12 protein-coding genes, 2 tRNA genes and 1 pseudogene are annotated in these 14,087 nt (G+C 61.9%); 12 read left to right on the forward strand and 3 right to left on the reverse strand.

Annotation, left to right across the window (positions count from 1 at the left end):
• Positions 1 to 95: 95 nt before the first annotated feature.
• A tRNA-Ala gene (locus THIX_RS09615) sits at positions 96 to 171 on the forward strand.
• 33 nt (positions 172 to 204) lie between these two features.
• A tRNA-Glu gene (locus THIX_RS09620) sits at positions 205 to 280 on the forward strand.
• On the opposite strand, the gene THIX_RS09625 is transcribed toward THIX_RS09620, so the two are convergent.
• On the reverse strand, positions 268 to 471 hold the full coding sequence (locus THIX_RS09625) for a hypothetical protein (RefSeq protein ID WP_146748496.1): 204 nt from the start codon (positions 469 to 471) through the stop codon (positions 268 to 270). The genes THIX_RS09620 and THIX_RS09625 overlap by 13 nt on opposite strands.
• A gap of 135 nt (positions 472 to 606) precedes the next feature.
• Positions 607 to 860: pseudogene (locus THIX_RS09630) on the reverse strand (transposase); the annotation flags it as partial.
• A 337-nt stretch (positions 861 to 1,197) separates the two neighbouring features.
• Here THIX_RS09630 and carA point away from each other — a divergent pair.
• The 5 genes from carA (at position 1,198) to THIX_RS09655 (ending at position 7,311) form a co-directional block, all read left to right on the forward strand.
• The gene (carA, locus tag THIX_RS09635) at positions 1,198 to 2,361 is read left to right on the forward strand and encodes a glutamine-hydrolyzing carbamoyl-phosphate synthase small subunit (protein ID WP_112486070.1); all 1,164 of its coding nucleotides are present in this window, start codon (positions 1,198 to 1,200) and stop codon (positions 2,359 to 2,361) included.
• Between the two features lie 18 nt (positions 2,362 to 2,379).
• Positions 2,380 to 3,033: a leucine efflux protein LeuE gene (gene leuE / locus THIX_RS09640; protein ID WP_112486071.1), complete on the forward strand. Its 654-nt coding sequence runs from the start codon at positions 2,380 to 2,382 to the stop codon at positions 3,031 to 3,033.
• 39 nt (positions 3,034 to 3,072) lie between these two features.
• Positions 3,073 to 6,315 carry a carbamoyl-phosphate synthase large subunit gene (gene carB / locus THIX_RS09645; RefSeq protein ID WP_112486072.1) on the forward strand — a complete coding sequence of 1,081 codons (3,243 nt, stop codon included), beginning with the start codon at positions 3,073 to 3,075 and terminating at the stop codon, positions 6,313 to 6,315.
• Positions 6,316 to 6,394: 79 nt separating this feature from the next.
• Positions 6,395 to 6,868: a transcription elongation factor GreA gene (gene greA, locus THIX_RS09650; RefSeq protein ID WP_112486073.1), complete on the forward strand. Its 474-nt coding sequence runs from the start codon at positions 6,395 to 6,397 to the stop codon at positions 6,866 to 6,868.
• Positions 6,865 to 7,311, forward strand: a complete 447-nt coding sequence (locus THIX_RS09655; protein ID WP_112486074.1) for a DUF4149 domain-containing protein — start codon at positions 6,865 to 6,867, stop codon at positions 7,309 to 7,311. Before greA ends, THIX_RS09655 begins: the two co-directional genes overlap by 4 nt.
• Before the next feature lie 33 nt (positions 7,312 to 7,344).
• Here the strand turns inward: THIX_RS09655 and THIX_RS09660 are convergent, their stop codons facing one another.
• A complete protein-coding gene (locus tag THIX_RS09660; RefSeq protein WP_112486075.1) occupies positions 7,345 to 7,824 on the reverse strand; it encodes a YhbY family RNA-binding protein in 480 nt (159 codons plus the stop codon).
• 71 nt (positions 7,825 to 7,895) lie between these two features.
• On the opposite strand from THIX_RS09660, the gene THIX_RS09665 reads away from it, so the two are divergent.
• The 5 genes from THIX_RS09665 (at position 7,896) to pstS (ending at position 14,083) form a co-directional block, all read left to right on the forward strand.
• Positions 7,896 to 8,549, forward strand: a complete 654-nt coding sequence (locus THIX_RS09665) for an RlmE family RNA methyltransferase (protein WP_112486076.1) — start codon at positions 7,896 to 7,898, stop codon at positions 8,547 to 8,549.
• Between the two features lie 168 nt (positions 8,550 to 8,717).
• Positions 8,718 to 10,619, forward strand: a complete 1,902-nt coding sequence (gene ftsH, locus THIX_RS09670; RefSeq protein ID WP_112486077.1) for an ATP-dependent zinc metalloprotease FtsH — start codon at positions 8,718 to 8,720, stop codon at positions 10,617 to 10,619.
• Between the two features lie 81 nt (positions 10,620 to 10,700).
• A complete protein-coding gene (folP, locus tag THIX_RS09675) occupies positions 10,701 to 11,528 on the forward strand; it encodes a dihydropteroate synthase (protein ID WP_112486078.1) in 828 nt (275 codons plus the stop codon).
• 88 nt (positions 11,529 to 11,616) lie between these two features.
• On the forward strand, positions 11,617 to 12,939 hold the full coding sequence (glmM, locus tag THIX_RS09680; RefSeq protein WP_112486079.1) for a phosphoglucosamine mutase: 1,323 nt from the start codon (positions 11,617 to 11,619) through the stop codon (positions 12,937 to 12,939).
• 103 nt (positions 12,940 to 13,042) lie between these two features.
• On the forward strand, positions 13,043 to 14,083 hold the full coding sequence (gene pstS / locus THIX_RS09685; protein WP_112486080.1) for a phosphate ABC transporter substrate-binding protein PstS: 1,041 nt from the start codon (positions 13,043 to 13,045) through the stop codon (positions 14,081 to 14,083).
• Positions 14,084 to 14,087: the final 4 nt, after the last annotated feature.

The raw sequence follows: 14,087 nt of genomic DNA on the forward strand, positions 1-14,087 counted from the left end.
GCGTGCACAGAGGCCAACCATATGGCTAATTTTTGCGCCCAAAGCCTTGCGCCAAGCCATGGGAATGGTTTATGATTTTAGCTTTTGTGCCTTTCGGGGGTATAGCTCAGCTGGGAGAGCGCTTGCATGGCATGCAAGAGGTCAGCGGTTCGATCCCGCTTACCTCCACCAATAGGCAATCAGCAGTAGGTCATGACCAGTCCTGTCCCCTTCGTCTAGAGGCCTAGGACACCGCCCTTTCACGGCGATAACAGGGGTTCGAATCCCCTAGGGGACGCCAGCTTCAAGCCTGCAATAGGGTTCAATCTGGCAGCACAGGCCCGGCAAGTCCGATTCCTGGCTTATCTCGATTCGATTCAACAGGCCGCCCAGTGCGGCCTTGTTTTTTCTGCGCTGCCGTTCGATGCTGACGCTCATGCCGTCGAAAAGCGTGTCGAGCAACGCAACTACATCGTTCTCGGTGATCGCCATGGCGCTTGCGTGGGTTCCAGCCCTGGATTGCAGCTCGCCCAACTCCAGCACCAACTGCACTGGATCCCCTGCTCCTTGAGCAGGTCCTGGAAGTGCTCGCTGGTGTACTGACTACCCGGGACGCCCTTCTATGTGTCAAGCAGCGAATTGCGTCTGTGCGATCTCCCGGGTTCGTTGTCGAATCAAGGTGAAGACCTCACGTGCGATGTATCGCTTGAGGCAGCGGATAGCTCCAGCTTGGAGTGTCCTTCGGCGATGCGCCGCGCCACGTACTCCTTCGTTCGAGGGTCTGTGCGCAGCCGTCCGATGGCGATGATGTGAAGGGCGCTGTTCGCGGCCCGGTCTCCTCCGCGATGGAGGCGGTGGCGCGTGACCTTGCCAGAGGACGCCGATGGGCTGCAGAAGCGAATTTCACGGATTTTTCAGAGCATCGCACACCCCGGATCCGCTCTGATGGGTCGGCTGGCCGCCGAATGTATCGGCTTGTCGAGGGGGCGCCTCCAAGACGGGGTCGACACGCCGCACCCCGGATGAACGGCGCAAGCCAACCTTGGTGCGAAGCTGGGGGAGCGGGTGGGAGGCACGGCTATAATTTGAAAGATTTGCGTCATGCTGGGTCGAGTTCGGATACAGAGGTTGTTTGCGCACCCGACGCACCCCAAACACAGCGTGTTTTCAACGCTACAACAAGCCACGCCACATCAAGCGCGCCCGGAGAACAAATCAATGCTGCCGTTGCAACCCAAAGCGATTTTGGCCCTTGCCGACGGTTCGGTCTTTCACGGTGTTTCCATTGGCGCAGCCGGGGAAACCACGGGTGAGGTGGTGTTTAACACTGCCATGACTGGCTATCAGGAAATTCTCACCGACCCGAGTTATTGTCGGCAAATCGTCACGCTGACCTACCCGCATATTGGCAATGTCGGCGTGAACCAGGAGGATGTGGAGGCCGCGAAAGTCCATGCCGCTGGCCTCATCATCAAGGATCTACCTCAACTCGACTCGAATTTTCGCAAAACCGAAGGCTTGGGCGATTATTTGCGGCGCTCGGGCACGGTTGCCCTGGCCGGCATCGACACGCGCAAACTCACCCGGCTGCTGCGCAGCAAAGGCGCGCAAAACGGCTGCCTCATGGCATTGCCCCTCGGCCAAGGCGTCAGTTCGGCCCATGTGGAGCAAGCGCTTGCCAAGGCGCGCAGCTTTTCTGGCTTGGCCGGCATGGATCTGGCCAAGGTCGTGAGCACGGCCGAGCCCTATGCCTGGGGGCAAACCACTTGGTCACTGGAGCAGGGCTATGGCGAGTTGGGCAAACCTGGCTTTCACGTCGTTGCTTACGACTTCGGCGTCAAGTTCAACATCTTGCGTTTGCTGGCCTCGCGTGGCTGCCGCGTCACCGTGGTGCCGGCGCAGACCACGGCCGAAGCGGTGCTGGCCTTGCGACCGGACGGCGTCTTCCTGTCGAACGGGCCGGGGGACCCTGAGCCCTGCGATTACGCCATCGCCGCAACCCGCAGCTTGATCGATCATGGCGTGCCCATATTCGGCATTTGCCTGGGTCACCAGATCATGGCCTTGGCGGCAGGCGCGCGTACTTTCAAGATGAAATTCGGTCACCATGGGGCCAACCATCCGGTGAAAAACCTCGATACCGGGCGGGTGAGCATCACCAGTCAGAACCACGGCTTCGCTGTCGATGCCGAAACCCTGCCGCTGCATGTGCGCACCACCCATGTTTCCTTGTTCGACGGTACCTTGCAGGGGTTTGAATTCCGCGACAAGCCTGCGTTCTGTTTCCAGGGCCATCCTGAAGCCAGCCCAGGTCCCCACGATATTGGCGAACTGTTCGACCGCTTTGTTGGCTTGATGCAGCGTCAACGGGCTGCGGCCTGAAGCCTGGGTCTGGCCGCCATGCACGACTTGTTCGGCATCACCAATATCGGGCTGTATGTGCTCGGTGTGGTGTTCATCGTGCTGCTGCCGGGGCCAAACTCGTTGTACGTGCTGAGCGTGGCCGCGCAGCGCGGCGTGAAGCAGGGCTATCTCGGTGCCTGCGGCATTTTCATCGGCGACACGGTGCTCATGGTGCTGGCCGCCGCGGGCCTGGCCAGTCTGCTCGAAGCGGTGGCCTGGCTGTTCATCGTCGTCAAGCTGGTGGGTGCGGCCTACCTCGCCTGGATCGGCTTCAACATGCTGCGCGCCGCGTTGCGTCGCTACAAGCAGGCCGAAGCGCCAACCGCGCCACCGGCACGGGTCGACGCCGCGCATCCCCTGGGCAAGGCGTTGCTCATCAGTCTGCTCAACCCCAAGGCCATTTTCTTTTTCATTTCGTTTTTCATTCAATTCGTCGATCCGGCTTATGCGCATCCGGCGCTGTCCTTCCTCATCCTGGGTGGCATCGTGCAATTTTTCAGCCTGCTCTATCTCTCCACGCTGATCTTCGCCGGTTCGCGCCTGGCCGAGGCGTTCCGCCGCCATCGCCGCCTTGCCGCCGCGCTCACCGGCGTGGTGGGCACGGCCTTCATGGCCTTCAGCGCGCGGCTCGCCACGGCGTCGATCAAGTGATCCAGCCCGATTTTTTCCAGCATTCCACTAGCATCGCCCATGCCCAAGCGCACAGACATTCACAGCATCCTGATCATCGGCGCCGGCCCCATCGTCATCGGCCAGGCCTGCGAGTTCGATTATTCCGGGGCCCAGGCCTGCAAGGCCTTGCGCGAAGAGGGTTACAAGGTCATTCTGGTCAACAGCAATCCGGCCACGATCATGACCGACCCGGAAACGGCCGACGTCACCTATATCGAGCCCATCACCTGGCAAGTGGTCGAGACCATCATTGCCCGCGAACGGCCCGATGCCATCCTGCCGACCATGGGCGGACAGACCGCGCTGAACTGCGCCCTCGACCTGCACCACAACGGTGTGCTGACCAAGTACGGCGTGGAACTCATCGGTGCCAAGCCCGAGGCCATCGATATGGCCGAGGACCGGCAGAAGTTCAAGCAGGCCATGACCCGCATCGGCCTGGGTTCGGCGCGTTCGGGCATCGCCCATACCCTGGACGAAGCCTGGGGCGTGCAGAAGACCATCGGCTTTCCCACCGTCATTCGCCCCAGCTTCACGCTTGGGGGAACTGGCGGCGGCATCGCCTACAACCCGGAAGAGTTCGAGACCATTTGCAAACGCGGCATCGAAGCCTCGCCGACCAGTGAGCTGTTGATCGAGGAATCGCTGATCGGCTGGAAAGAGTTCGAGATGGAAGTGGTGCGCGACCGCGCGGACAACTGCATCATCGTCTGCTCGATCGAGAACCTCGACCCGATGGGGGTGCACACCGGCGACTCGATCACCGTCGCCCCGGCGCAAACCCTGACCGACAAGGAGTACCAGGTCATGCGCGACGCCAGCATCGCCGTGCTGCGCGAAATCGGGGTGGATACCGGCGGATCGAACGTGCAGTTCGCGGTGAATCCGGCTGACGGACGGCTGATCGTCATCGAGATGAATCCGCGCGTGTCACGTTCCTCGGCGCTGGCCTCGAAGGCCACGGGATTCCCCATTGCCAAGATCGCGGCCAAGCTGGCCGTGGGCTACACGCTTGACGAGCTGCGCAACGACATCACCGGTGGCGTCACCCCGGCGTCGTTCGAGCCGACCATCGACTATGTTGTCACCAAGGTTCCGCGCTTCGCCTTCGAGAAATTCCCCCAGGCCGATTCACGTCTGACGACGCAGATGAAGTCGGTGGGCGAGGTCATGGCCATCGGCCGGACCTTTCAGGAAAGTTTCCAGAAGGCGCTGCGCGGTCTGGAAGTCGGCGTTGACGGCCTGAACCAGAAAACCACCGACCGCGAGACGCTGGAGCGCGAACTCGGCGAGCCCGGCCCCGAGCGCATCTGGTATCTGGGCGATGCGCTGGCGCAGGGCTTCAGCCTCGATGATGTGCACCAGCTCACCCGCATCGACCCCTGGTTCCTGGCGCAGATCAAGGACATCGTCGATACCGAACTGCAGCTCGAGCGCACCCAGCTCGAAGCGCTCGATGCCGACACCCTGCGCTGGCTCAAGCGCAAAGGCTTTTCGGATCGCCGCATGGCCTATCTGCTCAAGTCCACGGAAAGTGCCGTGCGCAAGCGCCGCCACGAGTTGGGCGTGCGCCCGGTGTACAAGCGGGTCGATACCTGCGCCGCCGAGTTCGCCACGCAGACCGCCTACCTCTACTCGACCTACGAGGACGAGTGCGAGGCCGAGCCCACCGACCGCAAGAAGATCGTGGTGCTGGGCGGCGGGCCCAACCGCATCGGCCAAGGCATCGAGTTCGATTACTGCTGCGTGCATGCGGCATTGGCGTTGCGCGAAGACGGCTACGAGACCATCATGATCAACTGCAACCCCGAAACCGTCTCCACCGATTACGACACCTCCGACCGGCTCTACTTCGAGCCGCTGACGCTGGAAGACGTGCTGGAAATCGTCGACAAGGAAAAACCCGCCGGCGTCATCGTGCAATACGGCGGGCAGACGCCGCTGAAGCTGGCGCTGGCGCTGGAGGCCGCGGGTGTGCCCATCATCGGCACCTGCCCCGACATGATCGACGCCGCCGAGGACCGCGAGCGTTTCCAGCATCTCATCAACGACCTGGGTTTGCTGCAGCCGGCCAACCGCACCGCGCGCTCCGAGGCGGAGGCCATCGCCAAGGCCGAGGACATCGGCTATCCGCTGGTGGTGCGCCCCAGCTATGTGCTGGGCGGGCGGGCGATGGACATCGTGCACGAGCAGCGCGATCTCGAACGCTATATGCGTGAGGCGGTCAAGGTGTCGCACGACTCGCCGGTGCTGCTCGACCGCTTTCTCAACGATGCCATCGAATGCGATGTCGACGCCATCTGCGACGGCCACGACGTGTTCGTCGCCGGCGTCATGGAACACATCGAACAGGCCGGCGTGCACTCGGGCGATTCGGCCTGCTCGCTGCCGCCGTATTCGCTGTCGGCCACCACCATCGCCGAGCTCAAGCGCCAGACCGTGGCCATGGCGCATGGGCTGAATGTGGTGGGCTTGATGAACGTGCAGTTCGCGATCCAGCAAGACGGCGGCGAAGACCGCATCTTCGTGCTCGAGGTCAATCCCCGTGCTTCCCGCACCGTTCCCTTCGTCTCCAAGGCCACCGGCCTGCAACTGGCCAAGATCGCCGCGCGCTGCATGGTCGGCCAGACCCTGGCGCAGCAGCGCATTCCCGCTGAAGTCGTGCCCGGCTACTTCAGTGTGAAAGAGGCGGTTTTCCCCTTCGTCAAATTCCCCGGTGTCGATCCCATACTCGGCCCCGAAATGAAATCCACCGGTGAGGTGATGGGTGTGGGCCGCAGCTTTGGCGAGGCTTTCGTCAAATCGCAAATCGCTGCGGGTTCGCGCTTGCCCGAGGCGGGCGTTCCCGGCAGCGCCAAGGTGTTCTTGTCCGTCAAGAACAACGACAAGGCGCGCATGGTGGAAGTCGCGCGCGAGTTGGTGGCCATGGGTTTCCTGCTCACGGCCACGCGCGGCACGGCGGCATCCTTGGTGGCGGCTGGCCTGCCCGTGGAAGTGGTCAACAAGGTGACCGAAGGCCGGCCCAATGTCGTCGACATGATGAAAAACGGCGACATCGTGCTGGTGGTCAACACGGTTGAAGAGCGGCGCAACGCCATTGCCGATTCACGTGCCATCCGCATCACCGCCCTGGCCAGCCGCGTGGCCACATTCACCACCATTGCAGGGGCCGAAGCCGCGGTGGAAGGCATGAAATGCCTGCAGCAGTTCGAGGTCTATCCCCTGCAGGCTTTACATCAGTCGCTGCGTTTGGCACACTGAAGCAGTACACCGATGAATCGCCGTGGCAGTGCGCTGCTGCGGCGTTTTTTTTGAAACTCCATCACCGGATGCATCACCCATGCCAACACCCATGACCCGCCGTGGCGCGGAAAAACTCAAGGCCGAACTGCAGCGCCTCAAATCCGTTGAGCGCCATGCCGTCATTCAAGCCATTGCCGAGGCACGGGCACAGGGCGACTTGTCGGAAAACGCCGAGTATGAAGCGGCGAAAGATCGTCAGGGCTTCATCGAAGGCCGAATTGCCGAGTTGGAAACCAAGCTGTCGTCGGCGCAAATCATCGACCCTGCCGAACTGCATGCCGAAGGCAGCGTGGTGTTCGGCGCCACCGTGGAGTTGTCGGACGAGGAAAGCGGCGATGTCGTGGTCTACCAGATCGTCGGCGACGATGAGGCCGACTTGAAGCTGGGCATGATTTCGGTGAGTTCGCCCATCGCCCGTGCGCTCATCGGCAAGGAGGAGGGCGACATCGCCCAGGTCATGGCGCCGGGCGGCGTGCGTGGCTATGAAATCGTCAAGGTGAAATACACATGAACGCGCTCATGCACTTGCGCCTGCGCTTCCTGTTCGCAGCCTTGTGGCTTGGCGGCTTGGCGGCAGTTGGCCTGATCGGCGCGCCAACGGCCTTTGCCATCGTGCCGGACAAGATGCTGGCCGCCATGGTGGCCAGTCGCCTGTTTTATCTCATGACCCTTGCCGCCGTGATCCTCGGCATCGTGCTGGCTTTGCTGGAGCGCCGTCACGCCCAGCCGCTCTCGGCGGCAACGCCTTTTTTCCTGGTGCTTGGCGGCATTTTCTTTGCCGTGCTCGGCGAGTTCGGCGTGGTGCCCAACCTGATTCAAGCTGCCGTCAACCATGCACCCAATGCCGGCATGTGGCATGCAGCCGCAAGCCTGGTCTATTTGTTGCAGGCGGTGTGCGTTTTTGCGTATGTCTGGAAGCTGCCGGCCGCAGCTGAATGGCGAACCGGAGCTTGAGCCAGACGGTTCTGGCGGCTCGCTGGAACGACTTCAGCCCAGACGAATTTTTTTGATGCTGGATTGACGTGGTTTGGCGCGCTTGACCTTGCCCGTGGCCGTCAGCCGCTCGTTCCCCAGCACGGTCACGCGTTTGATGCGGGCGCGGTGGGTGGGGCTGGTGGAGGGCACGACAACTTTCACCTGCTTGGGGCCGGCGCCCTTGGTTTTGCCCGTTGAAGCGTCATCGCGTTCGAGCGGAATGGGCCGGAACAGCACCAGAATCTTGCCGATACTTTGCACCGGCGCGGCACCGAGAGTTTCACAAATGCGTTCCATGCTTTCGGCACGGGCCAGGCGATCATCCGAGGCCACACGCACCTTGATCAGACCGTGGGACGACAAGGCGCGATCAATTTCGGCCATGACCGCTTCGGTCAGACCCTGGTCGCCGATGAGCACGGTCGGTTTGAGCGGATGGGCCTGGGCGCGCTTGGTGCTTCGGTCGGCTGGTGTGAGGTGCAAGGTGGTCATGCCTGGATTATCCGTCTTCTGCCCGCCGCGCCATCGGCAACTTCAAATGCCTCGATGAAAAACCTGTCCTCATGAAAAAAAATCGTTTCAAGAAAGCCTGGTTGAACGAGCATCTGCACGACCCGTTCGTCAAGCGGGCGCAGAAGGACAACTACCGCTCGCGCGCCGTCTACAAACTGCAGGAAATCGACGAAGCCAACAAGCTCGTTCAGCCCGGCCATGTCGTGGTGGATCTTGGCAGCGCGCCCGGAGCCTGGTCGCAATACCTGGGTCGCAAACTGGCCAGTCCCGACGGCAGCCTGCGCGGAACGGTCGTTGCGCTGGATTTGCTGCCCATGGAACCGGTGACCGGCGTGCAGTTCATTCAGGGCGACTTCCGCGAAGCCGAAGTGCTGGCCCAACTCGAAGCGGCGCTGCAGGGCAGGCGGGTGGATGTTTTGCTGTCGGACATGGCGCCCAATCTTTCGGGCATCGCCTCGGCCGACGCTGCGCGCATCGAACACCTCGCCGACCTCGCGCTCGACTTTGCGCGCAACTGGCTGAGCGATGATGGCGTGATGCTGATCAAGAGCTTTCACACGGGCTATTTCAGCCAGATCGTCAACCGTTTCAAACTGCAGTTCAAAACCGTGAAGGCGATCAAACCCAAGGCTTCGCGGGACCGCTCGGCAGAGGTGTTCATTTTGGGGATGGATCCCAAAATGGCGGCGACGATTCCTGAGTAAGCTATTGTTGTGGTAATTTTCATAGCTACAGGCTAAAAATTTCCTTCGGCCTTGTGGGTTTACTCGGAGAAATACAGGGGTCAAGGCTTGATTCGCCTAGAATCGGGCGCAGATTGAGAGTGCTGCGATTCACTCGTTTGCTCCACACTGGAGCCCCAGGAGTCTGTTTTGAACAATCAATGGTTTTCCAAAGTTGCAATCTGGCTGGTGATCGGGCTGGTGCTCTTCACCGTGTTCAAGCAGTTCGATCGCACGGCACCGACCGACTCCGTGAGCTACACCCAGTTCATGCAAGAGGCCAAGCAAGGCCGCGTGAAAAAGGTGATCGTGCATCAGAGCGGCACGTTGGACGTGACCACGACCGAAGGCCGGCGCTATGCGCTGACTTCGCCTGGCGACCTGTGGATGGTGGGAGACCTCATCAAGGACGGCGTGCAGGTGACCGGCGCCCCACGCGAGGAGCAGTCCTTCCTCATGCAGATCCTGATCTCCTGGTTCCCCATGCTGCTGCTCATCGGCGTGTGGGTCTACTTCATGCGTCAGATGCAGGGCGGCGGCCGTGGGGGCGCGTTCAGTTTTGGCAAGTCCAAGGCACGCCTGCTCGACGAATCCAGCAACACCGTGACTTTCGCTGACGTGGCCGGGTGCGATGAAGCGAAGGAAGAAGTCAAAGAACTGGTCGACTTTCTCAAAGACCCGCAAAAATTCCAGAAACTCGGTGGGCGCATCCCTCGCGGGGTCTTGCTTGTCGGCCCTCCTGGCACAGGTAAAACGCTGCTGGCCAAGAGCGTGGCCGGCGAAGCCAAGGTTCCTTTCTTTTCCATTTCGGGCTCCGACTTCGTCGAAATGTTCGTCGGCGTGGGCGCATCCCGCGTGCGCGACATGTTCGAGACGGCGAAGAAGCATGCACCCTGCATCATCTTCATCGATGAAATCGACGCCGTCGGGCGGCATCGCGGCGCGGGCCTCGGCGGCGGCAACGACGAGCGTGAACAAACCCTCAACCAGATGCTGGTCGAGATGGATGGTTTCGACACCAACCTCGGCGTCATCGTGATCGCGGCCACCAACCGTCCCGACATTCTCGACCCGGCACTGCTGCGTCCTGGCCGCTTCGACCGCCAGGTCTATGTGCAGCTTCCGGACATTCGTGGTCGCGAGCAGATTCTGATCGTGCACATGCGCAAGGCCCCCATCGGCCCCGATGTGCGTGCCGACATTCTCGCGCGCGGCACGCCTGGTTTCTCTGGCGCCGATCTGGCCAACCTGGTGAATGAGGCCTCGCTGTTTGCCGCCCGTCGTAGTGGCCGGCTGGTCGAGATGGAAGATTTCGAGCGCGCCAAGGACAAGATCATGATGGGCGCCGAGCGCAAGGGCATGGTCATGCCCGAGGACGAGCGCCGCAACACGGCTTATCACGAGTCCGGCCATGCCCTGGTCGCCAGGTTGATGCCCAAGACCGACCCGGTGCACAAGGTCACCATCATCCCGCGCGGCCGCGCCCTGGGCCTGACCATGCAGTTGCCGGAGAACGATCGCTACAGCATGGATCGGGACCGCATTCTCAGCATGATCTCGGTGCTGTTCGGTGGGCGCATCGCCGAAGAAGTGTTCATGGACCAGATGACCACCGGCGCATCCAACGACTTCGAGCGCGCCACGCAATTGGCGCGTGACATGGTGACGCGCTACGGCATGTCGGATGCTCTCGGGCCGATGGTCTACGCCGAGAACGAAGGCGAGGTGTTCCTCGGCCGCTCCATCACCAAGACCACCCATGTGTCCGAACAGACCATGCAGAAGGTCGATGGCGAAATTCGCCGCATCATCGACGAGCAATACGCGCTTGCACGCAAGCTCATCGAGGACAACAAGGACAAGATGCATGCCATGGCCCGGGCCTTGCTGGAGTGGGAAACCATCGACTCCGACCAGATCGAGGACATCATGTCCGGCCGCCCGCCGCGCGCGCCCAAACCGCCTGGTGCGACCACCACGGGCCAGCAGCCACCGGCCGCAGGGCGGCCCAGCGGCTTGCCCGCCGACGCGCCATCGGCATCGGCTGCCTGAGTCGCCCATTCGAAGCAACGGCCCGGTCGACACCGGGCCGTTTTTTCATCGGCAACCCAACCACGCCTGGATCGACATTCCATGATTCAACCCTGGTCGGCGGGTCGATTCCGGTTGGCGCTTTCGCGCCCCTTGGTCATGGGCATCGTCAACGTCACGCCGGACTCGTTTTCCGATGGCGGCCAGCATGACGACGCCAACTCGGCGATCCGTCATGCAAGCGGGCTGGTGGAGGCGGGAGCCGACATCCTCGATATCGGCGGCGAGTCCACGCGGCCCGGCTCCCGCGCTGTGGATGCCGACACCGAGTGGGCGCGCATCGAGCCCGTGTTGCGCGAGGCCGTGCAGTGGGGTGTGCCGATTTCGGTCGACAGCTACAAGCCCCAGACCATGCAGCGTGCGCTCGATCTGGGCGTGGACATCATCAACGACGTCTATGCTCTGCGCATGCCTGGGGCCGAGGCCATCGTCGCAGCTTCGCAAGCCGGCATCTGTCTGATGCACATGCAGGGCGAACCCGGCACCATGCAACTCCAACCTCACTATGGCGACGTGGCGGTCGAAGTGCGCGATTTTCTGTTGCAGCGAACTGCTGGTCTCCTGGCGCTGGGCGTTCCCGCCTCTCGCCTTTGCCTCGATCCTGGATTCGGTTTTGGCAAGTCCCTGGTTCACAACATTGCCTTGGCGCAGGGGCTCGAAGCGCTGACGGCTTGCGGCTATCCAGTCCTGGTGGGGGTTTCGCGCAAGTCCATGATCGGCGGCACTTCCGGGCGCCCGGTTGCCGACCGCCTTCCCGGCAGTCTTGCCGCGGCGCTGGCTTGCGTCGCCGCAGGCGCACGGATCGTTCGCGTGCATGACGTTGCCGCCACCGTCGACGCCTTGAAAGTATGGACGGCCTTGCGCGGTTGAGGGCAGCCTTCCATCATCCCGCAATCGCGGTTTGGCAAAATCCAACCCAATGCCTACAGTGCACCAACCTTCAAGCGATGGAGCCAAGATGAACAGACAGTATTTCGGAACCGATGGCGTGCGCGGACGCGTGGGCAAGAGCCCCATCGTCCCTGAATTCGGCTTGCGCCTGGGCCATGCTGCCGGGCGCGTGCTGCGTCGGCATGGCGTGGAGCGCCCGGTGGTGCTCATCGGCAAGGACACGCGGGTGTCGGGCTATATGCTCGAAGCGGCGCTGGAATGCGGTTTTTCGGCCGCTGGCTGTGATGTGGTGCTGGTCGGGCCACTGCCCACGCCCGGCGTGGCCTACCTCACGCGGGCGCTGCGGCTGGATCTGGGCGTGGTCATCAGCGCCTCACACAACCCGTTTGCCGACAACGGCATCAAGTTCTTTTCCGCCGGCGGCAGCAAACTGCCCGATGCCTGGGAATTGGAAGTCGAAGCGGAACTGCCCGCCGCCGAGGGTTGCGTGCCTTCCGAACAACTCGGCAAAGCACGCCGGCTGGACGATGCGGCAGGGCGCTACATCGAGTTCTGCAAAAGCACCTTTCCCAACCACCTGACCTTGAAAGGTCTGCGTCTGGTGGTGGACTGCGCCCATGGCGCGGCGTATCATATTGCCCCGGCGGTGTTTCACGAACTCGGTGCCGAGGTCATTTCCATCGGCGTGCAGCCCGACGGCTTCAACATCAACAAAGACGTCGGCGCCACCGCGCCGGATGCCTTGATCCGCGCGGTCAAGGCCAATCGCGCCGACTACGGCATTGCCCTCGATGGTGATGCCGACCGCTTGCAGATCGTGGACAGCCAAGGCCGCCTGTTCAACGGCGACGAATTGCTCTACCTGCTGGCGGTGGACCGCAAACCCACCGGCGTGGTGGGCACGCTCATGACCAATCTCGCCGTCGAGCAGGCCATCAAGGCGCAGGGCCTGGAGTTCGTGCGCGCAGCCGTGGGCGACCGCTATGTGCTGGAGGAACTGCTGGCACGCGGTTGGCAACTGGGCGGGGAGGGCTCCGGACACATCCTGCTGCTGGACCGCCACACGACGGGCGACGGCGTCGTCGCCGCCCTGCAAATGCTGGAGTTGGTGGTGCGCACCGGCAGGAGCCTGGCCGAGCAACTCGCCGCCCTGCGCCTGTTTCCACAGACGCTGCTCAACGTCAAGCTCCCGCCCGGCCTGGACTGGAAGACACACGCGGGTTTTGCCCAGGCCCGGGCCGCCGCGGAAGGCAGCCTCAACGGCAGCGGCCGCGTCCTCATTCGCCCCAGCGGCACCGAACCGGTGCTGCGCATCATGGTTGAACATGCCGATGCGCAAGTTGGCGAGCAGACTGCGCGAGAACTCGCCGACTCGCTGCGTCCATTGTGATGCCGCAGGGCACCCATGGCCGTCATATGATTGTCACAATGCATACCTAGGATGGCTGTCGTGGCTAAGAACCACGCCGAATCCATCCCTAGGAGAGTGACTCATGAAATTGAATCGTCGATTGTTTGCCAAAGCTGCAGTTGCTGTTGCCGTGTCCGGCGTGGCTGCTGCCAGCCTGATGACCACCGCCTTTGCTGGCGTGAATTTGACCGGTGCTGGAAGCACCTGGGTGTATCCGCTGGTGGCGAAGTGGTCCGCTGCCTACGAAAAGGAAACCGGTAACAAGGTGAACTACCAGTCTATCGGTTCCGGCGGCGGCATCGCGCAGATCGAGGCCGGCACCGTGGCCTTTGGCGCCAGCGACATGCCCCTCAAACCCGAAGAACTCGCCAAGAAAGGGCTGATCCAATTCCCCACCGCTGTTGCGGGCGAAGATCTGGTTATGAACCTGCCTGGCATCAAGCCGGGTGAACTGATCCTCAGCGGCCCGGTCGTCGCTGACATCTACCTCGGCAAGATCAAGAAGTGGAACGATCCCGCGCTGGAAAAACTTAACCCAGGCGTGAAGCTGCCCGACATAGCCATCACTGTGGTACATCGCTCTGACGGCTCGGGCACCACCTTCACGTTTGCTGACTATCTATCGAAGATCAGCCCCGAGTGGAAAGAAAAAGTCGGCGCCAACACCTCGCTGAACTGGCCGGTTGGCGTGGGCGGCAAGGGCAATGAAGGTGTGGCCGCGTACGTGCAACGTATTCCAGGTTCGATTGGCTACGTCGAGTACGCATACATCCTCGAAAACAAAATGAACTATGCCCGCATGATCAACCGCGATGGCAAGGTCGTCAGCCCCAGCCTCAAGGGCTTCCAGGATGCAGCAGCCCACGTCGACTTCACCAAGGCGCAAGATTTCTATGTGATCCTCACCGACCACACTGGGCCTGACACTTGGCCGATCTCGGGCTGCACCTGGCAGATCCTGCGCAAGAATGCACCCAAAGCCACCAACGAGGAAGTGACCAAATTCTTCCTGTGGGGATTTGACAAGGGCCAGTCCATGGCCGAGTCCATCGCCTTCGGTCCGCTGCCTCCTACTACTGTTGCTGCCATCAAGGCCTACTGGAAAACAAATCTGGGTATCTGATTGA

The sequence above is a fragment of the Thiomonas sp. X19 genome, assembly GCF_900089495.1.
Taxonomy (GTDB): Bacteria; Pseudomonadota; Gammaproteobacteria; order Burkholderiales; family Burkholderiaceae_C; genus Thiomonas_A.